This window comes from Bradyrhizobium sp. Ai1a-2 (assembly GCF_000426245.1).
In the GTDB taxonomy this organism is placed as follows: domain Bacteria; phylum Pseudomonadota; class Alphaproteobacteria; order Rhizobiales; family Xanthobacteraceae; genus Bradyrhizobium.
Genome location: NZ_AUEZ01000038.1, coordinates 57986 through 83693, shown reverse-complemented (window position 1 = coordinate 83693; position 25708 = coordinate 57986). Strand labels below are relative to the sequence as shown.

The 25708-nt window shown below is 63.8% G+C and carries 22 protein-coding genes and 1 pseudogene; 17 read left to right on the top strand and 6 right to left on the bottom strand.

The annotated features are described in order from the left end of the window. Positions 1-236: 236 nt before the first annotated feature. Positions 237-698, bottom strand: coding sequence for an Lrp/AsnC family transcriptional regulator (locus K288_RS0123490; RefSeq protein ID WP_027581767.1), 462 nt, complete (start codon positions 696-698; stop codon positions 237-239). Positions 699-836: 138 nt separating this feature from the next. Between K288_RS0123490 and K288_RS0123480 the strand changes: the two genes are divergently transcribed. After that, on the top strand, positions 837-3203 hold the full coding sequence (locus K288_RS0123480; RefSeq protein ID WP_027581766.1) for a hypothetical protein: 2367 nt from the start codon (positions 837-839) through the stop codon (positions 3201-3203). A gap of 193 nt (positions 3204-3396) precedes the next feature. Beyond that, positions 3397-4827, top strand: a complete 1431-nt coding sequence (locus K288_RS0123475) for an aldehyde dehydrogenase family protein (RefSeq protein ID WP_027581765.1) — start codon at positions 3397-3399, stop codon at positions 4825-4827. Between the two features lie 57 nt (positions 4828-4884). On the opposite strand, the gene K288_RS0123470 is transcribed toward K288_RS0123475, so the two are convergent. Beyond that, positions 4885-5847, bottom strand: a complete 963-nt coding sequence (locus K288_RS0123470; protein ID WP_027581764.1) for an SMP-30/gluconolactonase/LRE family protein — start codon at positions 5845-5847, stop codon at positions 4885-4887. A gap of 103 nt (positions 5848-5950) precedes the next feature. On the opposite strand from K288_RS0123470, the gene K288_RS0123465 reads away from it, so the two are divergent. Together K288_RS0123465 and K288_RS0123460 are read left to right on the top strand one after the other, a co-directional pair. After that, complete coding sequence (locus K288_RS0123465; protein ID WP_027581763.1) at positions 5951-6769, top strand: NAD(P)-dependent oxidoreductase; 819 nt, start codon at positions 5951-5953, stop codon at positions 6767-6769. Positions 6770-6846: 77 nt separating this feature from the next. Then, a complete protein-coding gene (locus tag K288_RS0123460) occupies positions 6847-8553 on the top strand; it encodes an IlvD/Edd family dehydratase (protein WP_027581762.1) in 1707 nt (568 codons plus the stop codon). A gap of 9 nt (positions 8554-8562) precedes the next feature. Here the strand turns inward: K288_RS0123460 and K288_RS0123455 are convergent, their stop codons facing one another. Next, positions 8563-9357 (bottom strand): enoyl-CoA hydratase-related protein, encoded by a 795-nt coding sequence (locus K288_RS0123455; RefSeq protein WP_027581761.1) that lies wholly within the window; start codon positions 9355-9357, stop codon positions 8563-8565. Between the two features lie 263 nt (positions 9358-9620). On the opposite strand from K288_RS0123455, the gene K288_RS0123450 reads away from it, so the two are divergent. Then, positions 9621-10841 carry an FAD-dependent oxidoreductase gene (locus K288_RS0123450; RefSeq protein ID WP_027581760.1) on the top strand — a complete coding sequence of 407 codons (1221 nt, stop codon included), beginning with the start codon at positions 9621-9623 and terminating at the stop codon, positions 10839-10841. Between the two features lie 89 nt (positions 10842-10930). Here the strand turns inward: K288_RS0123450 and rbsK are convergent, their stop codons facing one another. Continuing rightward, the gene (rbsK, locus tag K288_RS0123445; protein WP_027581759.1) at positions 10931-11842 is read right to left on the bottom strand and encodes a ribokinase; all 912 of its coding nucleotides are present in this window, start codon (positions 11840-11842) and stop codon (positions 10931-10933) included. Positions 11843-11871: 29 nt separating this feature from the next. Then, positions 11872-12765 carry a sugar kinase gene (locus K288_RS0123440; RefSeq protein WP_027581758.1) on the bottom strand — a complete coding sequence of 298 codons (894 nt, stop codon included), beginning with the start codon at positions 12763-12765 and terminating at the stop codon, positions 11872-11874. A 228-nt stretch (positions 12766-12993) separates the two neighbouring features. Here K288_RS0123440 and K288_RS0123435 point away from each other — a divergent pair. The 10 genes and pseudogenes from K288_RS0123435 to K288_RS0123390 all read left to right on the top strand — a co-directional run. Continuing rightward, positions 12994-13167: pseudogene (locus K288_RS0123435) on the top strand (glutamate dehydrogenase); the annotation flags it as partial. Beyond that, complete coding sequence (locus K288_RS0123430) at positions 13164-14012, top strand: VOC family protein (RefSeq protein WP_027581756.1); 849 nt, start codon at positions 13164-13166, stop codon at positions 14010-14012. The pseudogene K288_RS0123435 and the gene K288_RS0123430, both read left to right, overlap by 4 nt. A 355-nt stretch (positions 14013-14367) precedes the next feature. Beyond that, on the top strand, positions 14368-15108 hold the full coding sequence (locus tag K288_RS46340; RefSeq protein ID WP_064737353.1) for a TetR/AcrR family transcriptional regulator: 741 nt from the start codon (positions 14368-14370) through the stop codon (positions 15106-15108). A gap of 260 nt (positions 15109-15368) precedes the next feature. Further along, positions 15369-16103 carry an ABC transporter permease gene (locus K288_RS0123420; RefSeq protein WP_244443227.1) on the top strand — a complete coding sequence of 245 codons (735 nt, stop codon included), beginning with the start codon at positions 15369-15371 and terminating at the stop codon, positions 16101-16103. Between the two features lie 132 nt (positions 16104-16235). Next, positions 16236-17231, top strand: coding sequence for an ABC transporter substrate-binding protein (locus K288_RS0123415; protein ID WP_027581754.1), 996 nt, complete (start codon positions 16236-16238; stop codon positions 17229-17231). A 129-nt stretch (positions 17232-17360) separates the two neighbouring features. Beyond that, positions 17361-18206 (top strand): ABC transporter ATP-binding protein, encoded by an 846-nt coding sequence (locus K288_RS0123410; protein ID WP_027581753.1) that lies wholly within the window; start codon positions 17361-17363, stop codon positions 18204-18206. Positions 18207-18321: 115 nt separating this feature from the next. Beyond that, positions 18322-19725 carry a mandelate racemase/muconate lactonizing enzyme family protein gene (locus tag K288_RS0123405; RefSeq protein WP_027581752.1) on the top strand — a complete coding sequence of 468 codons (1404 nt, stop codon included), beginning with the start codon at positions 18322-18324 and terminating at the stop codon, positions 19723-19725. Then, positions 19722-20873, top strand: a complete 1152-nt coding sequence (locus tag K288_RS0123400) for a Gfo/Idh/MocA family oxidoreductase (RefSeq protein ID WP_027581751.1) — start codon at positions 19722-19724, stop codon at positions 20871-20873. The genes K288_RS0123405 and K288_RS0123400 overlap by 4 nt, the downstream gene beginning before the upstream one ends. A 10-nt stretch (positions 20874-20883) precedes the next feature. Continuing rightward, on the top strand, positions 20884-22077 hold the full coding sequence (locus K288_RS0123395) for a dihydrodipicolinate synthase family protein (protein ID WP_027581750.1): 1194 nt from the start codon (positions 20884-20886) through the stop codon (positions 22075-22077). After that, on the top strand, positions 22077-22940 hold the full coding sequence (locus tag K288_RS0123390; RefSeq protein WP_027581749.1) for a sugar phosphate isomerase/epimerase family protein: 864 nt from the start codon (positions 22077-22079) through the stop codon (positions 22938-22940). The genes K288_RS0123395 and K288_RS0123390 overlap by 1 nt, the downstream gene beginning before the upstream one ends. Before the next feature lie 78 nt (positions 22941-23018). On the opposite strand, the gene K288_RS0123385 is transcribed toward K288_RS0123390, so the two are convergent. After that, positions 23019-24242 carry a cytochrome P450 gene (locus K288_RS0123385; RefSeq protein WP_027581748.1) on the bottom strand — a complete coding sequence of 408 codons (1224 nt, stop codon included), beginning with the start codon at positions 24240-24242 and terminating at the stop codon, positions 23019-23021. 103 nt (positions 24243-24345) lie between these two features. Here K288_RS0123385 and K288_RS0123380 point away from each other — a divergent pair, with 103 nt between their 5' ends. Together K288_RS0123380 and K288_RS0123375 are read left to right on the top strand one after the other, a co-directional pair. After that, entirely contained in the window at positions 24346-24891 is a 546-nt protein-coding gene (locus K288_RS0123380) for a thiamine pyrophosphate-binding protein (protein WP_027581747.1), read from the top strand. Further along, complete coding sequence (locus K288_RS0123375) at positions 24888-25478, top strand: thiamine pyrophosphate-dependent enzyme (protein ID WP_027581746.1); 591 nt, start codon at positions 24888-24890, stop codon at positions 25476-25478. Before K288_RS0123380 ends, K288_RS0123375 begins: the two co-directional genes overlap by 4 nt. Positions 25479-25708 lie beyond the last annotated feature (230 nt).

Sequence of the window (25708 nt, the reverse complement as noted above, 5' to 3'; positions counted from 1 at the left end):
TCCGGGCTGTGCAGCGTCACCAGCCACGTCTTCTGACTGAGTTCGATCGCAACGAAAATTGTGCCATTATGGCCGGTGGTGGGCGTGTCTACGGTCGATGCTTGCATCTGACTCTCCGAGGGTTCGAGTGTGGAAACCCAAACCTATCGGAAAGGCCACGCTCACCGCCCCATGGAATCTACGGCCTACTCGCGATGGGTTTCGCTCTCGCTCTACCCATCCTACGCGATCGCGCCTCACACCGGCAGCGCGATCGAATACTTCACCTGGCTCAATGCGAAGCTCGATTCGATCGAGGCGATACCATCCAGCCGCGTCAGCTTGTTTTTTAGGAACGCTTCATAGGAGGAGAGGTCGGCGGCGACAACGCGCAGGAGATAATCGCGGTTGCCCGTCATCAGGTAGCATTCCAGAACCTCGTCCCATTTCGAGATTGCGCGCGCGAAGCGGTTGAGGTCTTCCTCCTTCTGCCGCGCCAGCTTGATCGAAATGAAGACGCTGACATGCAGTCCCAGCGCCTTCTGGTCGACGGTCGCGATGTAGCGCGTGATCACGCCGCGCTCCTCCAACAGCTTCACGCGGCGGTGACATGGCGAGACCGACAGGCCGACCTTGTCGGCGAGTTCCTGCATGGTCATGCGGCTGTCGGTCTGCAGCAGGCTGAGGATCTTGCGGTCGATGGCGTCTAGCGCTGACATTGGGATGGACTCGCAGTTTGGAAGCGGGACATGGGAATTTATCCCAATCCTGGACGGTATGTCGCAACAATTTGAGATTTTTGCCGATGGCAGCCTCGCTACAATCGGCGCATAGTCAGTGACGCCTGGAGCATGACCATGGGAATTGCGCCTGCCCGCCTGGAGCTGTTGTCCGCGCTGGCGCGGAAAGTGCTCTGGCTGTCGTCATGGACGATCCATCACGCCAACCACATCCGCCCCAACGCGGATGGGCTGAAGGTCGGCGGCCACCAGGCATCATCAGCCTCGCTCGCCAACATCATGTCCGCGCTCTATTTCTCGGTGTTGCGTCCGCAGGATCGCGTCGCGGTGAAGCCGCATGCGAGCCCGGTGTTCCATGCGATCCAGTATCTGTTCGGGCACCAGAGCCGCGAGAAGCTGGAGAATTTCCGTGGCTACAAGGGCGCGCAATCCTATCCCTCGCGCACCAAGGACGCCGACGACGTCGACTTCTCCACTGGCTCCGTCGGACTCGGCGTGGCGCAGACACTGTTCGCCTCGCTGGTGCAGGACTACGTCACCTCGCACGGCTGGATGAAGGACCGGCCCGAGGGCCGCATGATCGCGCTGGTCGGCGATGCCGAGATGGACGAGGGCAACATCTTCGAGGCGCTGCTCGAAGGGTGGAAGCACGGGTTGCGCAACACCTGGTGGGTGGTCGACTACAACAGGCAGTCGCTCGACGCCGTCGTGCGCGAGGGATTGTGGGCCAAGTTCGAAACCATGTTCCGCAATTTCGGCTGGGACGTGGTTATCGTGAAGTATGGCAAGCTGATGCTCGAGGCCTTCGCCGAACCGGGCGGCGAGGCGTTGAGGCGCTGGATCGATAACTGCCCGAACCAGATGTATGCCGCGCTCTGCTTCCAGGGCGGTGCCGCCTTCCGCAAGCATCTGCAGGACGACATCGGCGACCAGGGCCCGGTGACTGCCCTGATCGACCGCCGCAGCGACGAGGAGCTGCTGGCGCTGATGTCCAATCTCGGCGGCCATGACATGGCGAGCATGATCGAAGCGTTCGAGGCGATCGACCATGATCGCCCGGTCTGCTTCATCGCCTACACCATCAAGGGCGTCGGCCTGCCTTTCCAGGGTCACAAGGACAACCACGCCGGCTTGATGACGGTCGCGCAGATGGAGAAGTGGCGCGCCAGCCAGAACATCCGTCCGGGCCACGAGTGGGAGAAGTTCGAAGGTCTGTCGCAGGATCCGGCGGCGCTTGAAGCGTTCCTTCGCGAGGCGCCGTTCAACCGCGAGGGGCGGCGCCGGCTGGAGGCGCCTGAAATCGAGGTGCCGCCGCAGCTTGCCTTCAAGCCGTCGGCGCAGATGTCGACGCAGCAGGGTTTTGGCCTGGTGCTGAACGAGATCGCGCGCGGCGACAGCGCGCTCGCCGCGCGGATCGTCACGGCATCGCCCGATGTCACCGTGTCGACCAATCTCGGCGCCTGGGTCAACCGCCGCGGCCTGTTCGCGAAGGCGGAGAACCACGACCTGTTCCGGCAGGAGAAGATTCCTTCCGCCTACACCTGGGAATATTCGCCGAAGGGACAGCATTTCGAGCTCGGCATCGCCGAGATGAACCTGTTCATCCTGCTCTCGGCGCTCGGGCTGTCGCACCAGATCAACGGCGAGCGGCTGTTGCCGGTCGGCACGCTCTATGATCCCTTCATCGAGCGCGGCCTCGATGCGCTGAACTATGCCTGCTACCAGGACGCGCGCTTCATGGTGGCGGCGACGCCATCAGGCGTGACGCTGGCGCCTGAGGGCGGCGCGCATCAGTCGATCAAGACGCCGCTGATCGGCATCGGCCAGGATGGACTCGCCGCGTTCGAGCCTGCGTTCGTCGACGAACTCGCTGTCATCATGGCGTTCGGCTTCCAGCACATGCAGCGCGAGGGCACTGAGGGCGGCTCGGTTTACTTGCGGCTGTCGACCCGCAGCATCGAGCAGCCGCAGCGGATTATGACGGGCGAGCTGCAGCGCGACATCACCGACGGCGCCTATTGGCTGCGGCGGCCGGGGCCGAACTGCGATATCGTGGTCGCCTATACCGGCACGGTCGCGCCGGAGGCGATCGAGGCGGTCGGCTTCATCGGCGAGAGCCATCGCGATGTCGGCCTGCTCGCGATCACCTCCGCCGACCGGCTCCATGCGGGATGGACCGCCGCACGGAATTTGCGCCGCGACCGCCGCGGTGTGCAGCATCTCAGCCATGTCGAAAAGCTGCTCGCGCCGTTGCACCGCGACTGCGGTCTCGTCACCGTGCTCGACGGCCATCCGGCCTCGCTTGGCTGGCTCGGCAGCGTGCGCGGCCATCGCGTCGAGGCGCTGGGCGTGGAGCATTTCGGCCAGACCGGCTCGATCGGCGACCTCTATCGCCACCACGGCATCGACGCCAACGCCATCATCGACGCAGCCGAAGTGGTTACCGTCGGCGCCCCGGTGCGGCACCGCAAAATGGCGGTGTAAGGCGGGCGGAACGGAGAGGCTAGGGAGCGTCAGCGGGCCGCCTTGCCACCATCACGGGGCTGATCTTATATCCGGTATCCGCCGCTACGCGGCGCACCGCATATGGCGGGTTCAACTCATCAAGCTTTCGTGCAAGGATGCCTGCCGAACGCTTCCGTTCTGTTCTCCATACGCCCCGCACAAGAGGTTTCCGATGGTCAACCGCCTGCAATTCTATATCGACGGCGCCTGGGTCGATCCCGTCGTCAAGAAGTCCACCCCCGTCATCAATCCGGCGACCGAAGAGGCGATGTACGAAGTGGCGCTCGGCTCCAAGGCCGACGTCGACAAGGCGGTGGCTGCGGCCAAGCGCGCCTTCGAGACCTATTCGCGGACCAGCCGCGAGGAGCGCGTCGCGCTGCTGACCAAGATCGTCGAGGTCTACAAGGGCCGCATGAAGGAGATCGGCGCCGCCGTCTCCGACGAGATGGGCGCCCCGCTGCCGATGGCGGAGAAGCTGCAGGCCGGCGCTGGCCTCGGCCATCTCATGAACACCCTCGAAGTGCTCAAGAAGTACGAGTTCGAGGAGACCATGGGCACCGCCGTGATCGTGCGCGAGCCGCTCGGCGTCATCGGCATGATCACGCCCTGGAACTGGCCGCTGAACCAGATCGCCTGCAAGGTCGCGCCGGCGCTCGCGGCCGGCTGCACCATGATCCTGAAGCCCTCCGAGTTCACGCCGACCTCGGCGCTGATCTTCGCCGAAATCCTCGATGAAGCCGGCGTGCCGAAGGGCGTGTTCAACCTGCTCAACGGCCTTGGCCCCGAAGTCGGTGCCGCCATGAGCGAGCATCCGGATATCGACATGATCTCGTTCACCGGCTCGACCCGCGCCGGCGTCGATGTCGCCAAGCGCGCCGCCCCGACCGTCAAGCGCGTCAGCCAGGAACTCGGCGGCAAGTCGCCGAACGTCATTCTCGACGACGCCGACCTCGCCAAGGCGGTGACCGGCGGCGTGATGCACATGTTCAATAATTCCGGCCAGTCCTGCAACGCGCCGTCGCGGATGATCGTGCCGCTGTCGAAGATGAAGGAAGTGGCCGCCATCGCCAAGGGCGTCGCCGACAAGACCAAGGCCGGCGATCCCCGCGCTGCGGACACCAACATCGGCCCCGTCGTCAACCGCGGCCAGTGGGACAAGATCCAGGCGCTGATCCAGAAGGGCATCGACGAAGGCGCAACGCTGGTCGCCGGCGGTCCCGGCCTGCCGGAGGGCGTCAACAAGGGCTTCTATGTCCGCCCGACCATCTTCGCTGACGTCACCAACGAGATGACGATTGCGCGCGAGGAGATCTTCGGGCCGGTGCTGACCATCATCGGCGCCAAGGACGAGGAAGACGCGGTGCGCATTGCCAACGACACGCCCTATGGGCTCGCGGGTTACGTCTCCGCCGGCACGGTGGAGCGTGCGCGCAAGGTCGGTCGCCAGATCCGCGCCGGCAACGTCAACCTGCAGGGCGTTCCGAACGAGCGTACCGCGCCATTCGGCGGCTACAAGCAGTCCGGCAATGGCCGCGAGTGGGGCAAGTTCGGCCTGGAAGAATATCTCGAGGTGAAGGCCGTCGCCGGCTTCAACGCGGCGTAAGCCTCTCATGACACCATTGCGACGCCGGGGCGAACACATCGCCCCGGCGCCGTGTTTCTACCCGCCGAGCGCGCCTTGCGTGTTGACGTAGAGCGCATAGATCGACTGGCTGGCGGCCATGAACAGGCGGTTGCGCTTCAAGCCGCCGAAGCAGAGGTTGGCGCAGCGCTCCGGCAACGCGATACGGCCGATCATGACGCCGTCGGGCGCGAAGACGACGACGCCGTCGAGTTCGGGATCGCCCATGCCCCAGCCGCACCAGAGGTTGCCGTCGATGTCGCAGCGCATGCCGTCGGGCGTGCCAGGGCCGGCATCGACGATGACCCGCTTGTTGGAAATCTTGTCGCCGCCAGGGGCGACGTCATAGGCAAGGATCTTGCGGTTCGGCACACCGCGGGATTCCACGATGTAGAGGATCTTCTCATCCGGCGAGAAGCACAGTCCGTTCGGCCCCAGGACGCCCTCGGCGACGATAGTCGCCTTGCCGGTCTCGCCGTCGATCCGGTACACGTTGGCGTCGATCTCGGACTCGGCCTTGTAGCCTTCGTAATTGCCGAGCAGGCCGAAGGTGGGGTCGGTGAACCAGATCGATCCATCCGACTTCACGACAACGTCATTGGGCGAGTTCAGCCGTTTGCCGTTGAACGAGTCCATCAAAACCGTGATCGATCCGTCATACTCGGTACGCACCACGCGCCGGCCGCCGTGCTCGCAACTGACGAGCCGACCGTGGCGGTCGCGGGTGTTGCCATTGGCGAAGTTGGAGGGCTTTCGGAAGATGCTGACCGCGCCGGTTTCCTCTTCCCACTTGATGACGCGCTGGTTGGGGATATCGCTGCAGAGAAGATAACGCCCGTCACCGAACCAGACCGGGCCCTCGGCCCAGCGCAGGCCGGTGGCCAGCCGTTCCACTGCCGAGAGCTTGAGCCAGTATTTCTCGAAGCGCGGATCCAGCGCATGGATCGCGGGATCAGGATAGAACGTCGCCGGACGCCAGCCGGCGGGATGCATATCGGACATTTGTTGTTCTCGTTGTGATGTTTCCTCGCGCCTCATTTTGCTATCATTGTCAGACAGCGACCGCAAATCGGCTGAAACAACGAGGGAAGAAACGGGGGAAGAAATGCCACGCATCCTGATGACCGGCGCTGCCGGAGGTATCGGCACCAGCCTGCGCAAACTGCTGCCGCCGATCTATCCCGACCTCGTGCTCAGCGATCTCAAGCGGCCTGCCGATCTCGGCGCAGACGAAACGTTCAAGCCTGCCGATCTCGCCGACCTCGCGCAGGTCGAGGCGGTCTGCGAAGGCGTCGACGGCATCCTGCATTTCGGCGGCTATTCGGTCGAGGGCCCCTGGGATTCGATCCTGCAGTCCAACATCATCGGCTGCTACAACCTGTTCGAGGCCGCTCGCAAGAAGGGTGTGAAGCGCGTGATCTTCGCTTCCTCAAACCACGCAGTCGGCTTCTATCCGCGCCATCACCGCATCGGCACCGATGTGACGGCGCGCCCCGACAGCCGCTACGGCGTCAGCAAGGTGTTCGGTGAAGCGGTCGGCGCGCTCTATGCCGACAAGCACGGACTGAAGGTGACGTGCCTTCGCATCGGCAATTTCGGTGACAAGCCGCTCGACCATCGCCGGCTCTCGATCTGGCTGAAGCCAGAGGATCTGGTGCAGCTCTGCCGCATCGGCCTCGAGCATCCCGACATCCATTTCGAGATCTTTTACGGCGCCTCCTACAACGAGCGCGCCTGGTGGGACAATCACCGTGCCTACGATCTCGGCTACCGCCCGACCGGCCGCGCGGAAGAGTTCCGCGAGCACGCCATGGCCGAGCAGTCCAGGCTGCCACCCGACCCGGTCGGCGACTTCTACCAGGGCGGCGCGTTCTGCGGCATGGAGTTCGACGGTGACAAAAGCCGGGTCATCGACTGGAAGTGATGCGCCCGAGGGATACGACGTTGACAACGACGGCCGCACTCCGTTAGTGCCCGGAAGAAGATCAGAGGACGAAGAAAATGGCTGAAGGACTGCGCAAGGGGCTGACGAGCTATGGCGACGCCGGGTTCTCCCTGTTCCTGCGCAAGGCCTTTATCAAGGCGATGGGCTATTCGGACGACGCGCTCGACCGGCCGATCGTCGGCATCACCAACACCTATAGCGACTACAATCCCTGCCACGGCAACGTCCCGCAGATCCTCGAGGCGGTGAAGCGTGGCGTGATGCTGTCAGGCGCGATGCCGTTCGTGTTCCCGACGATCTCGATCGCCGAAAGCTTCGCCCATCCGACCTCGATGTATCTGCGCAATCTGATGGCGATGGATACGGAGGAGATGATCCGCGCCCAGCCGATGGACGCCGTCGTCGTCATCGGCGGCTGCGACAAGACGCTGCCGGCGCAGATCATGGCCGCCATCAGCGCCGATCTGCCGACGGTCGTCATTCCCGTCGGGCCGATGGTGGTCGGCCACCATAAGGGTGAGGTGCTCGGCGCCTGCACCGATTGCCGGCGGCTGTGGGGCAAATATCGCGCCGGCGAGATCGACGATGCCGAGATCGAGGCGGTCAACGGGCGCCTTGCGCCGTCGGTGGGCACCTGCATGGTGATGGGCACCGCCTCCACCATGGCCTGCGTCACCGAGGCGCTCGGCCTGTCGCTGCCGATGAGCGCGACCATCCCGGCGCCGCACGCAGAGCGCTTCCGTTCGGCGGAAGCAAGCGGCAGGGTTGCCGCCGCGATGGCAAAGGCCAAAGGGCCGAAGCCGAGCGAGATCCTGACGCCGGCGTCATTCCGTAATGCGCAGGTCGTGATGCAGGCGATCGGCGGCTCGACCAACGGCCTCATCCACCTGACCGCGATTGCCCATCGCTCGCCGCATAAGATTGACCTCGAAGCTTTCGACAAGCTCGGCCGCGAGGTGCCGGTGCTGGTTGACCTGAAGCCGTCGGGCGAGCACTACATGGAGCATTTCCACCATGCCGGCGGCGTGCCGAAGCTGATGGCGCAGCTCGGCGATCTCATCGATCTCGATGCCAAGACCATCACCGGGCAGACGCTGCGCGAGGTCGTCGCCGCCGCCGAGGACGTGCCGGGGCAGGATGCGATCCGCCCGCGCCAGAATCCGATCAAGGCCGAGGGCGCCATGGCCATCCTGCATGGCAATCTCGCGCCGCGCGGCGCGGTCATCAAGCAGTCCGCGGCGAGCCCGAAGCTGCTGCAGCATACCGGGCGCGCGGTCGTGTTCGAATCCGTGGAGGACATGGCGCTCCGCGTCGATGATCCCGAATTGGATGTCACCGCCGACGACGTGCTGGTGCTGCGCAACGCCGGACCGAAGGGCGCGCCAGGCATGCCCGAGGCGGGATATCTGCCGATCCCCAGGAAGCTTGCGCGTGCCGGTGTCAAGGACATGGTGCGAATTTCGGATGCGCGCATGAGCGGCACGGCATTCGGCACCATCGTGCTGCACATCACGCCTGAAGCGGCGGTCGGCGGTCCGCTGGCGCTCGTGAAGAATGGCGACATGATCCAGCTCGACGTCGCAAAGCGGCGCATCGATCTTCTGGTCGACGGGGCCGAACTGAAGAAGCGCCTGGCGGCACTGGCGCCGCGGGCGACGCCCGATTGGGCGAAGCGTGGCTATGCGCACCTCTTCAACGAGACCATCCTGCAGGCCGACGAAGGCTGCGATTTCGACTTCATGCGTGTTGGCGGGAAGGAATAGGACGCCAACCTATTTCGACTTGCTGGTGAATTTCTTCACCGCGATGCGGAATTCGTCCGATTGCATGCAGTCAATGATGGCGTCGCGCTCGGCATCGAGCTGGGCCTGGAGCGGCGTCGTCGGCGCGCGGTGGATCAAGGCCTTTGTCGCGGCGAGCCCGGCCGGGGCGGTCTGCGCAAGCCGGAGCGCAAACTCGCGCGTCGCGGCTTTCAGCTCGACCGCCGGAACGACCTTGGCGACGAGGCCCCAATCGTAGGCCTGCGCCGCCGAGAAACTGTCCTCGGCGAGAAAGATCTGCAGCGCGCGGCGAGGGCCGACGCTCGCGGCAAGACCGACCGTGCCACCGCCATCGGGCGAAACCCCGATCTTGGCATAGGCAGGCGTGAAGCGGGCGTCTTCGGCTGCGATGCAGAGATCCGCGACGAAGGCGAGCGAGAGGCCGGCGCCGGCAGCAGAACCGTGCACGCTCGCCAGCACGAGCTTGGGCATCCGCCGCAGCGTCGCGATGAAGGCGTGGTAGTGCTTGAGCAGCTCGCCGACCACCGGCTTGACGTCATTGGCCTCAACTGCCGCGCCAATCGTTTGCAGATCGCCGCCGGCGCAGAAAGCGCGGCCTGCGCCTTCGATGACGAGCACGCGGATGCGATCATTGGCGTCGACTTCGGCACCAAGCTGCTCGAGCTTCTTTGCAATCGACAGGTCGATCGCGTTGAAGGCCGCCGGCCGGTTGAGCGTGATCGTGGCAATTGCCCCGTCGATATTGAGCAGTGCCGGGTCGGTGGCGGTGGTGTCGGGCGTCGGCATGAGGGGCCTCCCAGTCAGGACGGTTGGCAGGCATTTAAGTCGCCGAGGGGAGGGGTGACAATCCCGCCTGTCACAAAATGCCGCCTTATTTCGTTTCGCCGCCGGAAACGCTCTTGCGTCGCGGCAAAGCATGGGGCCAAATGGCCTCAGCCATCGTCTGAGACGCGGACACGAGCGCCGCGAGGACGAGGCAAACAAGCGACATCAGCGGAGAGGGGAAACGGCATGGGTTGCTCCTGTGCGTCTGCAAACGGACTGTCGCGATGACGGCAGGACCGGTGATCATCGTCGGTGCGGGACATGCCGGCTTCCAGCTTGCGGCTTCCCTGCGGCAGGACGGCTTTGCCGAGCGCATCGCGCTCATCAATGACGAAGGCCATTTGCCATACCAGCGTCCGCCTTTGTCGAAGGCTTACCTCAAGGGAACCGGCGGGCCGGAGACGCTGATGTTCCGGCCGGGAAAATTCTATCTCGATCAGAGCATTGAGTTGATCACCGACCGGTCCGTATCGATTGACCGTGCTACGCGGAAAATCATGCTCCATTCCGGCGCGTCGCTTGATTACGGGCACCTAGTGCTGGCGACCGGCGCGCGCAACCGACTGCTCGATATTCCCAACGCGAATCTCGAAGCGGTGCGTTACCTGCGCACCCTGGACGAGAGCGAAGCGCTGCGGCATTTGCTCAGGCCCGGCTTGCGCGTCGTCGTGATCGGCGCCGGCTTCATCGGGCTGGAGTTTGCGGCGACCGCGCGCGCGAAGGGTCTCGAGGTCGATGTGGTCGAATTGGCGGGGCGCGTCATGGCGCGCGCGGTGACGGCGGAAATCTCCGACTATTTCCAGTCGCGGCACACGGCCACGGGCATCCGCATCCATCTCGGCGTTCAGGTCACGAGCATCGAGGCCGATGGCGCCAGGGTGACTGGCGTCAGCCTCAGCGACGGCCGGCATATCCCTGCCGATCTCGTCGTGGTCGGTGTCGGCGTGTTACCGAATGTCGAGATCGCGGCGGAAGCCGGCTTGCCGGTGGCGTCGGGCATCATCGTCGATGAGCACCTTCTCACCTCCGATCCGAATATCTCTGCCATCGGCGATTGCGCGCTCTACAAGAGCGAGCGGTTCGGCGGCTCGCTGCGGCTGGAGTCGGTGCAGAACGCGACCGACCATGCACGCTGCGTCGCCGCGCGGCTCACGGGGAATGCCAAGGCCTATGATGGGCTGCCATGGTTCTGGAGCGACCAGGGCCCTGACAAATTGCAGATGGCAGGCCTGACCACCGGCTATGATCGCGTCGTGGTGCGCGGTGACCGCGAGCAGGGGCAGTTCTCTGCATTTTGTTACCGCGACGGCCACCTCGTCGGCATCGAATCCGTCAACCGCGCCGGCGATCACATGTTCGGCCGGAGATTGCTCGGCGCCAATCGCTCGATCACGCCTGAGCAGGCGGCCGATCCAAGCTTCGATCTGAAGAGCGCATTGGCGTGAATTCGTAGGGTGGGCAAAGCGCAGCGTGCCCACCATTCCGAGCACGCTGTTTGATGGTGGGCACGCCGCGCTTTGCCCACCCTACGCATCTAGGCGTTGAGTAGATTCGCTACCTCCGCCGCAGTCGGCATCGACGGCGCGGCGCCCATCCGTTGCACGCAAATTGATGCTGCAACGTTCGCGTAGCTCAGCGCGTGGCGAAGGCTGCTGCCGCCGGCGAGCTGCGATGCCAAAGCGCCGACGAAGCAATCACCAGCGCCTGTGGTGTCGATCGCCTCGACCTCGCGCCCGGCTACGATCAATGGCTCGCTCTCCACCAGTGCCAGCGCACCGCGCTTGCCGAGCGTGACGCAGATGATTCTGTCTCTTCCCGCCAGTGAACGAGCCGCATCCGCGAAGCGGTTGTGGCTATCGGTGTCGCGCAGATCGCGGCCTGTCAGGAGGCCGAGCTCGGTCTCGTTGAGGACGAGGATATCGACCAGGGCGAGCAATTCGTTATCGAATTTCCTGGCCGGTGCCGGATTGAGGATCGTGGTGGCGCCGGCGGCGCGGGCGCGCTTGAAGAAGGCGGTGATGGTCGCCTGCGGGATTTCGAACTGGCTCACCGCAATGTCCCCCTTTGCCAGCACGGGCATCGCGACGTCGTCAGGACAGACCAATGCATTGGCGCCGGGCACGACGACGATAGTGTTGTCCGCGTCCGCGACGGTGATGATCGCAGTACCCGTGTGCGCGTCGGGGGTGTCCTTGACGAAGCTCAGGTCGACGCCTTGGGCCGCGAGGAACATCCGCAACTGCTCTCCGAAAGCATCCTTGCCCAGCCGGCCGATCAGCGTGGTTGGCGCGCCGAGCTTGGCGGCGGCGACCGCCTGGTTGGCGCCTTTGCCGCCCGGAAAATACAGCACCGCGCTGCCCGCGATGGTTTCGCCGACGCGCGGGTGGCGCTCTGCGGTCGCGACCACATCCATGTTGATGCTGCCGGCGACGAAAACCCGCCCCATGCCGCAAAGCGCTCCTTTAGGCGCTGACGTTACGCGTTGACCTTGAACTCTTGCTTCACCGCCTCGATGTCGGCGAGCGTGGGCAGGCCTGCCTCGTTGCCGAGCTTCTGGATCTTGTAGGTCGAGGCTGCGCGCGCGAACTCGAAATGATCGTTCCAGGCTTTACCGGGGTGAGCGAGATAGGAATAGATATAGGCGCCATGAAACACGTCGCCGGCGCCGTTGGTGTCGATCACGCGCTTGGGCGGGATTGGCAGCGCAGGCAAGGTGCGGACCACGCCGGCTTCGTCATACCAGAGCAGGCCGCGCTCGCCCATCGTGACGCCGCCAACCCGGCAGCCGCGGCCCTTGAGATAATCGAGCATCTTTTCCGTCGTCAGGTCCATCTGTTCGCAGAGGCGTTCGGCGACGATCGCGACGTCGATATATTGCAACAGCTCGTGGGTGTTGGTGCGCAGACCGCCGCCGTCAAGCGAGGTCAGGATGCCATCCTCGCGGCAAAGTCTTGCATAGTGAATGGCAGCGTCCGGCTGGTGGCCGTCGATATGCAGCGCGCGGCAGCCCTTCAGGTTCAACAGCGGGAAGGGATGGATGTGCTCGTCGTCGCGGCAACGGACGATGGCGCGCTTGCCATCCTTCGGCATGATGAACGACAGCGAGGACGTGTTGACCTTGCGTGGGTGCACGGAGATTCCGTACTTCGCGGCCATGTCCCAGAACATCCGCCCGAGCCAGTCATTCGCCATTGTGGCGATCAGGTCCGGCACGATGCCGAGCTTGGCGCAGCAAAATGCCGCAGTGACGGCATTGCCGCCGAAGGAGACGGCATAGGCATCGGCCACATGTTTCTCGTCGCCGGTCGGCACATGGTCGGTGATGAAGGTGACGTCGATATAGGTTTGTCCGATGAAGAGGGCCTGCATTCGTTTTCCGTCGTGGGGTGATGGATGGTGGTCCCGGCGGCAGCTTCAGCTTAGCACCGGATATTATGTGCGTTCGCTGAAATTATTCGCAACCCTGCCGTCTTTGCGGCTTGAGATGGCCAAGTCGGGGGACTACCACCGTTCCCGGTTCGCCAACATGCCGTCCGATAACGGGCGGCGGCTGTCCTGAGTTCCTGGTTGTGAGACAAGGGGAAGATGGGTGCAGATCTGCAGTGGGAAGAGGAGGAGGTGATGCGGCGTGAGTACCAGATCCTCGACCGCGCATTGGAGACGATGCTGAAGCGCGCCAGCGCAGGCAACATCCCGCATCGCACAGCGGCGATGGCGATCGGGGTGGAGAAGGTCCGCACCGCCAAGAACACGCGAGGGCTGTTCCCATGATCACCGCGCTTGACCATGTCGTCGTTCTCACCGGCGATATCGAGGGGGCAACGGAGGCCTACGAGACGCTGTTCGCGCGCTCGCCAGCGTGGAAGAACGTCAGCGACGGCGCCGCGCGGGTGCTCTTCACGCTCGACAACACGTCGGTGGAATTGATGGCGCCGAGCGGAGAAGGCGAGAACGCGGGCCGGATTCGCGCGGTGCTGGCATCGCAGGGCGAGGGGCTCGCGAGCCTGTGCTTCCGCACCAACGACATCGAAAAGATGCGTCGGAGGCTGGAGCGGTTGACGCTGCGGCCGGAGCCGGTCTCGGAGGTGGAAAGCGAGGACGAGATCTCCGGCGCGACGTTGTCGTGGAAGCGCACGCGCGCCGCAACCGATGCGACGCGCGGCGTGCGGATGTTCTTTCTCGAGCGGGAGCAGGAGCGCCCGCTCTCGGTCCGCACCCAGCCGGCAGGGATCACCGCGATGGATCATGTGGTGGTTGCGACCGCCGATCCTGAACGCGCCGCCGCGCTCTATGGCGCCCGCCTCGGCCTCGACATGGCGCTCGACCGTTCGCACGCGGATTGGGGCCGACTGATGTTTTTCCGCTGCGGCGATTTGATCGTCGAGATCGCGCACAAGCCCGGCAAGACGGAGGCCGATGCGCCGGACCGCCTGCGCGGCATCTGCTGGCGCGTCACCGATATCGATGCCACCCATGCGCGGCTCGTTGCCGCCGGTGTCGACGTCTCGGAGATCCGCACCGGCCGCAAGCCGGGCACGCGGGTGATGAGCGTGCACACCGGCACCTGCAGCGTCCCGACGCTGCTGGTGCAGCCGTCGCCGCCGAAGGTGGCGTAAGGATTGTCTTTCGCTTCGCACCGGCGTCGCCCCCGCGAAGGCGGGGACCCATAACCACAGGCAGTCGTTGTAGAGCGAGCAAGTGGTTGCAGCGGAGCACATAACAAAGCCCTGTGGTCATGGGTCCCGGATCGACGCGGAGAGATCGCGATTCAAGCGTCAAGCAGCGGAGCGGATGCGACGCCCCGTAGGATGGGTAGAGCGAAGCGAAACCCATCAGCTTCGGCGCTAGCCTCACGAATGATGGGTTTCGCTTCGCTCTACCCGTCCTACGTCAGCGTGACCGCGGAGATTTTATTCTCAAACGTTGTCGGTCGTGCTACATTCAGTCCTTCGACTGAATTGAGCGATCCGATTGGCCAAGACAAGACGAATTCTGAAGTGGCAGCGTGACCCCGAGGGGATGCGGCTGCGCATCCTCGAAGCGGCGAAGGCGGAGTTTGCCGCCCATGGGCTCGCCGGCGCGCGCGTCGACAGTATCGCCAAGCAGGCCGGCGCCAACAAGCGCATGCTCTACTATCACGTCGGCAATAAGGAAGACCTCTATCTCGAGGTGCTCGAAGGCGCCTATGAGAAGATCCGTGCCGAGGAACGCGGGCTCGATCTCGAGCATCTCGAGCCGCCCGAGGCGATCGCGCGGCTGATCGATTTCACCTGGAACTATTTCATCCAGAACCCGGAATTCCTGGCGCTGCTGAATACCGAGAACCTTGCGAAAGCGCGGCATTTGAAACGTTCGACCAAGGTCAAATCGATGCATTCGCCATTCGTCGAGATGATCCGCACCGTGGTGACACGTGGCGTGGAGAGCGGCGATTTCCGCGCGGCGGTCGATCCCGTGCAGCTCTACATCTCGATCGCCGCGCTCGCCTTCTTCTATCTCTCCAACAGCGCGACGCTGAGCGTGATCTTCGGCCGTGATCTCTTGTCGAAGGACGCGCGTGATGAGCGGCTGGAGCACATGATTGCGCTGGTGCTGGCGGCGTTGACTGGGAAGTCGATCACAGCGTTGGGCAAGAGCAAGGCGCCGAAGCTGCAGGTGACCGCGCAGCAGGTTACACGCTTCGTCGTCCCGGGCTTGACCCGGGACCCATAACCACCGGTACCAGTTAAAGGCATGCATCTGCCATCGCGTGTGAGCCGATAGCGCAACGCGGTATGGGCCCGGCGCAAGGCCGGGACGACAGCGAGCGCCCAAAAGCCTGATGGAATCGGGCTGGACAGTATTTATCCAACGGGTTAATTTCACGTCCGATAACGATCCAAGCAGGGAAGCGGAACGTGGCGGAGAGCAAAGAGGCAGGCGGCCTGTCGCGGCTGCTGAATGCGGCGTGGGTGCGCCCATTCCTGTTCCTGATGTTCATCGTGGTGGCGTGGGACCTCGCCATCCGCCTGTTCCACATTCCCGCCTACCAGATCCCGTCGCCCGGCGACGTCCTCGCCGTGCTGCAAACGGACTGGCCGGAACTGCTGCGTCAATCCTGGCCGACGACGTATGCGACGATCTGCGGTTTCCTGTTGTCGGCCCTGTTCGGCATTCCCGTCGCGATGCTGATCGCGGGATCGAAGACGGTCGAGAGCTATGTCTACCCGCTGCTGGTGTTCTCGCAGTCCGTGCCGAAGATTGCGATCGCGCCGCTGTTCGTGGTCTGGTTCGGTTTCGGCATCATCCCCAAGGTGATCTCGGCGTTCCTGCTCGGCTTCTTTCCAGTGGTGGTGTCGGCGGTGCAGGGATTCAAATCTGTTGATCCTGACATGGTCGATCTCGCGCGCGCGATGCAGGGCAGCCGTTTCCAGGTGTTCCGCGCCGTCAATCTGCCGCATGCGATGCCCGCGATCTTTTCCGGCCTGAAAGTGTCGGTGACGCTGGCGGTGGTCGGCGCCGTCGTCGGCGAGTTCGTCGGCTCCAATTCCGGCATCGGCTACGTGATGCAGCGCTCAATCGGAACTTTCGATCTGCCGACGATGTTCGCAGCGCTGGTGATCCTTGCGCTGCTCGGCGTCATCCTGTTCTGGGTCGTCGACCGCATCGAACGCCTGGTTATTCCCTGGCATGTCAGCCAGCGCGAGGACATTATTTTCGCGTCGTGAGTTATTATCGAGAGAGACAACAATAAGGGTTTGTCGTCATTGCGAGCGAAGCGAAGCAATCCACGGTACCGCAGGTTGAGGAATGGATTGCTTCGCTTCGCTCGCAATGACGGGGAGAGGGAGGAGAACAACATGCGATTGATAGCTGCAGCTTTGGCGACGCTGATTTTCACGGCGATATCCGTGCTTCCGGCATCGGCCGCCGACAAGGTGGTGCTGATGCTCAACTGGTATGTCTATGGCGAGCACGCGCCGTTCTATTACGGCAAGGCCAAGGGCATCTATGCCGCCGAGGGCATCGACCTCGAAATCCAGGAAGGCCGCGGCTCGGCCGCGACCACGCAGGCGGTGGCCGCCAAGACCGCCAATTTCGGCTATGTCGACATTCCCACCATGATGCGCGCGGCGGTGAAGGGCGCGCCGGTCATCGCAACCGGCGTGCTCCTGCAGACCAGCCCGATGTCGGCGATGGGCTTCGTCGACAAGAACATCCGGAAGCCTGAGGATATCAAGGGCAAGACGGTTGCGATCACGCCAGCGGATTCCATGACGCAGATCTGGCCGCTGTTCCTGAAGAAGACCGGCCTGAAGGAGAGCGACTTCCAGACGGTCGCCGGCGACGGCCAGACCAAGCTGAACGCGGTCATCAACGGCCAGGCGGATCTGTTGCTCGGCTACGTCATGGACCAGTCGATGAAGATCAAGGACGCCACCGGCAAGGACGTCTATCCGATCAAATTCGCCGATTACGGCATTCACCTGGTCTCGTCGGGCATCATCGCCAACAGCGACTACGTCAAGGCGAATGCCGATCTCGTCCGCCGTTTCATGTCGGCGACGACCAAGGCAGTGGAAGCCGCCGAGAAGGAGCCGAAGGCGGCGGCGCAGTCGATCCTCGATGCCAACCCCAAGGGCGGCAAGATCGAAACCCTGACGCAGGGCTTCGAACTGACGATCCCGCTCTATCGCACCGATGAGACCAAGACCAAGCGGCCGTTCCAGGTCACCGACCAGAACATGACCGACTCGGTCAATCTTATGGTCGAATATGGCGGGCTCGATGCCAAGGCCAAGGACAATCCGAAGGCTTTCTACACCAACGACTACCTGCCGAAGGGCGACTCGTGAAAGCTCAGCTCGACGTCATTGCGAGGAGCGAAAGCGACGAAGCAATCCATTTCTCTATTTGCGGATCTATGGATTGCTTCGCTTTGCTCGCAATGACGGCCTCTATCTGCTTTTGATGGATCTGACTTCATGAAACCGGCGACTAAAATCAATGTGGATCAACCAGCCGCGCATCTGCGCCTGGTTTCCGGCCGTGCCGCCGGCGAGACGTCCGGCATCAAGCTGTCCGGAGTCTCCAAGACCTATCGCTCGCGTGACGGCGATGTGCCATCGCTGCGGCCGCTCGACTTCCACATCAACCAGGGCGAATTCTTCGTCGTGGTTGGCCCGTCGGGCTGCGGCAAGTCGACCTTGCTGAAGATGATCTCCGGTCTCTTGCCGCCGACATCAGGCGAGGTCCTGGTCGAGGGCGAGCCGGTGACCAAGCCGCACGGCAACGTCGGCATCGTGTTCCAGAACGCGCTGCTGTTGCCGTGGCGGAACATTCTTTCCAACGTGATGCTGCCGATCGACATGAAGAAGCTGCCGCGGGAAAAATACCTGGCCCGCGCGAAAGAGCTTCTCAAGCTGGTCGGCCTCGAAGGCTTCGAGAAGAAGCTGCCGTGGCAGCTCTCCGGCGGCATGCAGCAGCGCGCTTCGATCTGCCGCGCGCTGGTGCATGACCCGAAGATCATGCTGATGGATGAGCCGTTCGGCGCGCTGGACGCGATGACGCGCGAGCGCATGAACGTGGAATTGATGCGGATCCAGCGCGAGACCGGCAAGACGGTGCTCCTGATCACGCACTCGATTCCGGAGGCCGTGTTCCTTGCCGACCGCGTGCTTGTCATGACTGAGCGTCCCGGCGCGATCGCCGCGATCTACGACGTGCCGTTGCCGCGGCCGCGCTCGCTGGATGCGATGTCCGATCCCGTCTTCACCGAGCTGGTGCAGCGCATCCGCAAGCATTTCTTCACTCAAGGGTCGCTGGACTAGAGCATGATCCGGAAAAGTGGAAACCGGTTTTCCGAAAAGATCATGCTCAAACAAAGAGATGAGATCATGATCCGATTCTGTCGAATCGGATCATGATCTAGGACCGGAGCATTCAATGCCGCTTCGCCTCGCTGTGCGCGATATTGCGTTCTTCGAACGACCGGTGCCGTTTGTCCGGCCGTTCCACTTTGGCGCGATCGTGGTCAACCAGTCGACGCAGATGTTCGTGCGGGTCGAGATCGAGGTGGAAGGCAAGGGCAGAGCGACAGGCGCCAGCGCCGAGTTCCTTGCGGCGAAATGGTTCGACAAGCGGCCGCATCTTTCCTCGGAGCAGACGATGGACGGGCTCCGGCGATCGCTCCTGATTGCGCGCGAGCTTTATCTGGCCCATTCGGAATTCGAGACCGCGTTCGGCCTGCATGCAGCGCGTATCGGGGCGCAGGTTGAGGCCTGCGCGAAGGAAGATATCCCGCCGCTTGCGGCAGGCTATGGGCCGGCGGAGATCGACAAGGCGATCCTGGACGCGCTTTTGCGCTGCGCCGGCGTCAATTTCTTCGACGGCATGACGCAGAATGTTGCGGGAATCGACGCGCGGTTGTCGCCTGATCTGGCTGATGACGAGATCTCGGGATTCTTGGCTGGGCGCGAGCGGCTGGAGCGCGTTGCGATCAGGCACACGGTCGGGCTCGACGACACGATCGAAGGCAAGGGCGGCGTTGCCGACACCAATGAAAATGCCGGCGCACGTTATTTCAAGCTCAAGCTCAACGGCGACCCCGAGCATGACGCGGCGCGGCTGACCCGCATCGGCAAGGAACTGTCGACGTTGCCCTATGACTACAGGGTCACGGTGGATGCGAACGAGCAATACGCAGACCTTGCCGCGCTCGGTGCACTGGTCGACCGGCTCGACCGCGATCGCGCGCTGAGCCCGATCGCCTCGAAGCTGCTCTATATCGAACAGCCGATGCCACGCGACGTGACGCGGCAATCGCCGCTCGGCGCACTGGCTGCGCGCGGCTTCATCATCGACGAAGCCGACGACTCCTACGATGCGTTCCCGGCCGCGCGAGCGCTCGGCTATCGCGGCGTCTCCTCGAAATCCTGCAAGGGTCTCTACAAGTCGATCGTCAACGCGACGCGCGCGGCGAAATGGAGCGCGGATGGTGAAGCGTTCTTCGTCTCGGGCGAGGACCTGACCTGCCAGGCGGGAATGGCCGTGCAACAGGATCTGGCGCTCGGCGCGCTGATCGGCGTCACCCATGCCGAGCGCAACGGGCATCACTATGTCGACGGCTTTGCCGAGACGCCCGCGGCCGAGGCGGAGGCGTTTCTGTCGGCACATCCCGATCTCTATGTCCGCGACGGCGGCAAGGTGCGGCTCGCCATCCATGACGGCGATCTGTTGACGGGATCGCTGACGACGCCGGGCTTTGCCACATCAGCGCATCCGGATTGGTCCACTTTGTCGCCGCTCGCGCGGCCAACAACAAGAATTCTGCAGGAGCAAGCACTATGACCACCAAGCGTCTCGGCCTGATCATGAACGGCGTCACAGGCCGGATGGGGCTCAACCAGCATCTGATCCGCTCGATCGTCGCCATCCGCAATCAAGGCGGCGTGCTGCTGTCGAATGGCGACCGCATCATGCCGGACCCGATCCTGGTCGGCCGCGATGCCGAGAAGGTCGGTGCGCTCGCCAAGCGCTTCGACATCGCACGCGTCACCACCGACCTCGACAAGGCGCTGGCCGATTCCGATGACACCGTGTTCTTCGACGCCGCGACCACGCAGGCGCGGCCCTCGCTGCTGACCAAGGCGATCAACGCCGGCAAGCATGTCTATTGCGAGAAGCCGATCGCGACCAATCTGGAAGAGGCGATCGCGGTGGTGAAGCTCGCCAACGCCAGGGGCCTCAAGCACGGCACGGTGCAGGACAAGCTGTTCCTGCCGGGCTTGAAGAAGCTCGCCTTCCTGCGCGACTCCGGCTTCTTCGGCCGCATGCTCTCGGTGCGCGGCGAGTTCGGGTACTGGGTGTTCGAAGGCGGCTGGCAGGAAGCGCAGCGTCCGTCCTGGAATTACCGCGCCGAAGACGGCGGCGGCATCATCCTCGACATGGTCTGCCACTGGCGCTACGTGCTCGACAACCTGTTCGGCGAGGTGCAGAGCATCTCCTGCCTCGGCACCACCGACATCCCCGAGCGCTATGACGAAAAGGGCAAGGCCTACAGGGCCACCGCCGACGATTCCGCCTATGCCACTTTCCAGCTCAAGGGCGGCGTGATCGCGCATATCAACATGAGCTGGGTCACGCGGGTCTATCGCGACGATCTCGTCACATTCCAGGTCGACGGCACCCATGGCTCGGCCGTGGCGGGGCTCACCGACTGCATGATCCAGGCGCGGCAGGCGACACCGCGGCCGGTGTGGAATCCGGACGAGAAGCGGCTGCACGATTTCTATACCGACTGGCAGAAGCTGCCCGAAAATGCCGTCTACGACAACGGCTTCAAGGAGCAGTGGGAGATGTTCATCCGCCACGTCTGCGAGGACGCTCCTTACCAATACACGCTGCTCGAAGGCGCCAAGGGCGTGCAGCTCGCCGAATGCGCGCTCAAGAGCTGGAAAGAGCGGCGCTGGATCAATGTCGAACCGATCAGGCTGTGAGGAGGGGATCATGAACAAGCTCGTCCCGCCGATGTCCTCGCTCTCCCTGAAACTGCCGACCGCGGGCGGCGGCCTCGAGACCTATCGTCTCGCGGCGTCGCGGACCTTTCCCGCCAGGCTCGAGGGGACGCTCAACCGTATCGCGTTCTCGGCAGCGCATGTCGTGGCCGACCCGCGCGCCGATGTGGACCCGTGGCTGACCGCTGCGGTCGACTGGGACCGGACGATCGCGTTCCGCGAACATGTCTGGGATCTGGGACTTGGCGTTGCGGAGGCGATGGACACCGCGCAGCGCGGCATGGGGCTCGACTGGAATACCTCGCTCGAATTGATCCGGCGGTCGGTGAACGCGGCGAAGGCGAAGGACAATGCGCTGGTGTTTTCCGGCGCCGGCACTGACCACCTCGCGGTGGAGGACGCCAAGACGCTGGACGACGTGATCCGCGCCTATGAGGAGCAGATCGCCGCGATCGAGAAGGTCGGCGGCCGCATCATTCTGATGTGCTCGCGCGCACTGGCGAAGCTCGGACGCAGCGCAGGGGACTACGCCAAAGTCTATGACCGCGTGCTGTCGCAGGTGCGCGAGCCCGTGATCATCCACTGGCTCGGCGACATGTTCGATCCGTCGCTGACGGGCTATTGGGGCACGAGCGATCTCGGCAAGGCGATGGACACGGCGGTTGGCATCATCAACGCCCATGCGGCGAAGGTGGACGGCGTCAAGGTTTCGCTGCTCGACAAGCAGCGCGAGATCGACATGCGCCGGCGGCTCGACAGCAAAGTGAAGATGTATACCGGCGACGATTTCAACTATGCCGAACTGATCGCGGGTGACGAGCAGGGCTTCTCGCACGCGCTGCTTGGCATCTTCGATGCGATCGCGCCGGCCGCATCCTACGCGCTGTCGCGATTGGCTGCTGGCGATGAAGCCGGCTTCCATGACGTGCTGGGGCCGACCGTGCCGCTGTCGCGCCACATCTTCAAGGCGCCGACGCGCTTCTACAAGACCGGCATCGTTTTCATGGCCTATCTCAACGGCCATCAGGATCACTTCACCATGGTCGGTGGACAGGAGAGCGCGCGCTCGACGCTGCATCTTGCCGAACTGTTCCGCCTCGCCGATGCCGCCGGCCTGCTCGCCAATCCGGAACTGGCGACGCGGCGGATGAAGACCGTGCTGGCAACACGCGGTATCGACACCTGATGCGTGAGTTTTCTTCCGATCACCGCTGGCTGTCGCTGAACACGGCGACGGTCCGCAAGCAGGGCAACCTGATCGAGATCATCGAGGCCTGCGCGCGCCACGGCATCCGCGCCATCGATCCCTGGCGCGACCAGGTCGCGGCCATCGGGCTTGATCGCGCGGCGCATGCGGTACGCGACGCGGGGCTCGAACTGTCAGGCTATTGCCGCGGCGGCATGTTCGTGGCCGACGCTGCGCATCGGAGCGAAGCCCGTGACGACAACCGCCGCGCGGTCGACGAGGCCGCGGCGCTCGGCGCCTCCTGCATCGTGCTTGTGGTCGGCGGCCTGCCGCAATATTCGCGGCCGGGCAGCGCGGCATCGAAGGATATCGTGGCAGCGCGCACGCAGGTGCATGACGGCATCGCCGAGATGCTGGAATATGCAAGAGCGGCAAAGCTGCCGCTCGCGATCGAGCCATTGCATCCGGCCTATGCCGGCGACCGTGCCTGCGTGAACACGACCAAGCAGGCGCTCGACATCTGCGATGCGCTGGACCCGCAGCGCAGCGGCATGCTGGGCGTCGCGCTCGATGTCTATCACATCTGGTGGGATCCGGAGTTGATCGGCCAGATCGCGCGCGCGGGCAAGGACCGGTTGCTGGCGTTCCATGTCTGCGACTGGCTGGTGCCGACCAAGGACATCCTCAACGACCGCGGCATGATGGGCGACGGCGTGATCGACATCAAATCGGTTCGCGCGGCGGTCGAAGCGCAGGGGTATGCGGGCTATTCGGAGATCGAGATTTTTTCGAACGACTGGTGGGGCCGCCCGATCGATGAGGTGTTGCGGACCTGTATCGAACGGCATCGCACTGTCGTGTAGAACGGGTAGAGCGAAGCGAAACCTATCATCTCACCACACGGCACGAGGCTCGATGGGTTTCGCTTCGCTCTACCCATCCTACGGATTTGCATCACACGGCACGCTCAAATATCCGCGGAAGCGCACGCGGCCGCCGCGCGTCGGCTCGCCGGCGAGCGCGTAATTCGGGAAGCGGGCGAGGAAGCGCGAGATCGCGATCGCGCCTTCGAGCCGCGCCAGCGCCATCCCGGCGCATTGATGCGCACCGGTGCCGAAGGCGAGGTGGCGGTTCGGCGTGCGGGCGATGTCGAAGCGCTCGGGATCCGGGAACTGCGCAGGGTCGCGGTTGGCGGCACCGATGCAAAGCGTCACCGGCGTGCCCGCGGGCATCCTGATGCCGCCGAGCTCGACCTCATCCACGATCATGCGGTTGCCGAGCTGGTTCGAGCTCTCGTAGCGAAGCATCTCCTCGATAGCGGTCTTGATCAGGTCGGGCTGGGAGATCAGTCGCTGCTTCTCCTCGGGATAAAGCAGCAGTGTCACCAGGCCGTTGCCGATCAGATTGGTCGTGGTCTCGTGGCCGGCGTTGAGCAGGAAGATGCAATTGTGCAGCAGTTCCTTCTCGGTCAGCCGCTCGCCATTCTCTTCGCCCTGGATCAGCCGCGTCAGCACGTCGCGCTCGGGATTGCCCGGCTTGGTGCGCCGCCGCTCGACCAGCGTCTCGAGATAGGCGAGGAAGTCCTTCACGGCTTTGTTGCCGCGCGCAAATTGCCCTGATGAGATCACCGGCTCGAGCGCGCCCAGGATCGCCAGCGACCAGTCGCGCAAGGGGCCCCGCTCGTCATGGGGCACATCGAGCAGATTGCCGATCACCTCCACCGGGATCGCGGAGGCGAAATCCTCGATCAGCTCGATCTTGCCTTTGGCGGCGATCGCATCGAGCAGTCCGTCGATCAGGCGGATCAGATCGGGCTCCATCGCCGCGATCGCGCGGGGCGACAGTGCGCCCATGATCAGGCGCCGCACGCGGGTGTGCGCCGGCGGGTCGTTGAAGACGAGGCTCGTGGTGTGATGCTCATAGAGGAAGGAGTCGCCGTATTTCGGCGAAAACTCCTTCTTCTTGTCGGAGGAGAACGCTTTCGTGCTCTTGTAGGCGGTGACGAGATCGTCGTAGCGGGTCAGGAAATAGGAGCCGTTCGGCAGGCGCTTGACCGGCGCGTTATCCCGCAGTGCACGATAAGTCGGGTAAGGATTGACATAGAATTCCGGCGTCAACCGTTCGAGGTCGAAACTCTCAGCCAGCTCTCGTGCGTTTCCGGTCATGCTGCCATACTCTTTTTGAGAACTGATATGCCGTTTTTGTTCTTCCGGAAAGTGCCGGGCGCTTTACAGTCCGCCTGCCTCGCTTATCCCTTCGGAAACGCCCATGCACGCCCGCACTGAAACTGCCTCCGACAGCCAGCCCGCCTGGCCGGAAGAGATTTTCTCGACATTGCAGCGCTTCGATGTCCGCCAGGTGCCCTACGTGCCCGACGCCGGGCATTCGCAACTGATCGAGCGCGTGCTCGGCTCCTCCACCATGCGCGGCGTTCCGCTGACGACGGAGGAGGAGGGCATAGCGCTGCTGCTCGGCGCCTGGGCCGGCGGCCAGCGCGGCGTGCTGCTGATGCAATCGAGCGGTGTCGGTAACTGCATCAACATGCTGTCGCTGACGCAGATCTTCCGCTTTCCCTTCCTGACGCTGGTGACGATGCGCGGCGAATGGGGCGAGTTCAATCCGTGGCAGGTGCCGATGGGATCGAATACGCAGGCCGCCTTCGAGCTCTGCGGCGTCAAGGTGCTGCGCGCGACGCATCCTGAGGAGGTGCCCGAGGTCATCGAGGCCGGCGCGGCGCAAGCCTATAATGCGTCGACGCCGACCGCCGTGCTGCTGTCGCAGCGGCTGATCGGGGCAAAGGTGTTCGTGAAATGAGCAAGGCCAATCTGCTGGACCGCCGCGCGGTCGTTTCCCAACTGTTGAAGGATCGTAACGGCGCGATCGCGGTCGGCGGCCTCGGCGCCTCGACCTATGATATCGCGGCCGCCGGCGATGATGACCGCAATTTCTATCTCTGGGGCGGCATGGGCGGTGCGGTCATGATCGGGCTCGGGCTCGCGCTGGCGCAGCCCAAGCTGCCGGTAATCGTCATCACCGGCGACGGCGAGATGCTGATGGGCCTCGGGAGCCTCGCCACCGTTGGCGTGCAGAAGCCTGCCAACCTCTCCATCGTCGTGCTCGACAACGAGGCCTATGGCGAGACCGGCGGACAGGTCAGCCACACTGCCGCTTCGGTCGACCTGGTCGGCGTCGCCAAGGCCTGTGGCATCGCGGACAGCCGCGCGATCACCACCATGGCCGAGATCGAAGCCTTCGCGGTATCGCTGAAGGAAGGGAGCCGCGGCCCGCGCTTCGCCAACGTGAAGATCGACGCCGCCAATCTTGAGCGGGTGCTGTCCAATCGCGACGGCACGTTCATCGTCAATCGCTTGCGCGGCTCGCTGGGTTACCAGCCGATTTAGGGAGATTTCGTAGCCCGGGTGGAGCGCAGCGCAACCCGGGGACCCCCGAGCCAACATTGAGAGCGGCCCCGGGTTGCGCTGGCGCTCCACCCGGGCTACGGCACTCACGACTCGCGGCCTCCCGTGGGAGAGGTGCAGCCCCTGTGTCCGTCGGCCGCCATTCTGCCGATTTTCGTCAGGTGTGACATCGCGATATCTTTCTGATTGTACAAGACCTTATCGGGAGGTTG

Excerpts from the sequence above, each read along its gene's own strand:
- K288_RS0123490 (WP_027581767.1), bottom strand. The coding sequence starts at position 698 with ATGTCAGCGCTAGACGCCATCGACCGCAAGATCCTCAGCCTGCTGCAG.
- K288_RS0123480 (WP_027581766.1), top strand. The coding sequence starts at position 837 with ATGGGAATTGCGCCTGCCCGCCTGGAGCTGTTGTCCGCGCTGGCGCGG.
- K288_RS0123475 (WP_027581765.1), top strand. The coding sequence starts at position 3,397 with ATGGTCAACCGCCTGCAATTCTATATCGACGGCGCCTGGGTCGATCCC.
- K288_RS0123470 (WP_027581764.1), bottom strand. The coding sequence starts at position 5,847 with ATGTCCGATATGCATCCCGCCGGCTGGCGTCCGGCGACGTTCTATCCT.
- K288_RS0123465 (WP_027581763.1), top strand. The coding sequence starts at position 5,951 with ATGCCACGCATCCTGATGACCGGCGCTGCCGGAGGTATCGGCACCAGC.
- K288_RS0123460 (WP_027581762.1), top strand. The coding sequence starts at position 6,847 with ATGGCTGAAGGACTGCGCAAGGGGCTGACGAGCTATGGCGACGCCGGG.
- K288_RS0123455 (WP_027581761.1), bottom strand. The coding sequence starts at position 9,357 with ATGCCGACGCCCGACACCACCGCCACCGACCCGGCACTGCTCAATATC.
- K288_RS0123450 (WP_027581760.1), top strand. The coding sequence starts at position 9,621 with ATGACGGCAGGACCGGTGATCATCGTCGGTGCGGGACATGCCGGCTTC.
- rbsK (WP_027581759.1), bottom strand. The coding sequence starts at position 11,842 with ATGGGGCGGGTTTTCGTCGCCGGCAGCATCAACATGGATGTGGTCGCG.
- K288_RS0123440 (WP_027581758.1), bottom strand. The coding sequence starts at position 12,765 with ATGCAGGCCCTCTTCATCGGACAAACCTATATCGACGTCACCTTCATC.
- K288_RS0123430 (WP_027581756.1), top strand. The coding sequence starts at position 13,164 with ATGATCACCGCGCTTGACCATGTCGTCGTTCTCACCGGCGATATCGAG.
- K288_RS0123420 (WP_244443227.1), top strand. The coding sequence starts at position 15,369 with ATGTTCATCGTGGTGGCGTGGGACCTCGCCATCCGCCTGTTCCACATT.
- K288_RS0123415 (WP_027581754.1), top strand. The coding sequence starts at position 16,236 with ATGCGATTGATAGCTGCAGCTTTGGCGACGCTGATTTTCACGGCGATA.
- K288_RS0123410 (WP_027581753.1), top strand. The coding sequence starts at position 17,361 with ATGAAACCGGCGACTAAAATCAATGTGGATCAACCAGCCGCGCATCTG.
- K288_RS0123405 (WP_027581752.1), top strand. The coding sequence starts at position 18,322 with ATGCCGCTTCGCCTCGCTGTGCGCGATATTGCGTTCTTCGAACGACCG.
- K288_RS0123400 (WP_027581751.1), top strand. The coding sequence starts at position 19,722 with ATGACCACCAAGCGTCTCGGCCTGATCATGAACGGCGTCACAGGCCGG.
- K288_RS0123395 (WP_027581750.1), top strand. The coding sequence starts at position 20,884 with ATGAACAAGCTCGTCCCGCCGATGTCCTCGCTCTCCCTGAAACTGCCG.
- K288_RS0123390 (WP_027581749.1), top strand. The coding sequence starts at position 22,077 with ATGCGTGAGTTTTCTTCCGATCACCGCTGGCTGTCGCTGAACACGGCG.
- K288_RS0123385 (WP_027581748.1), bottom strand. The coding sequence starts at position 24,242 with ATGACCGGAAACGCACGAGAGCTGGCTGAGAGTTTCGACCTCGAACGG.
- K288_RS0123380 (WP_027581747.1), top strand. The coding sequence starts at position 24,346 with ATGCACGCCCGCACTGAAACTGCCTCCGACAGCCAGCCCGCCTGGCCG.
- K288_RS0123375 (WP_027581746.1), top strand. The coding sequence starts at position 24,888 with ATGAGCAAGGCCAATCTGCTGGACCGCCGCGCGGTCGTTTCCCAACTG.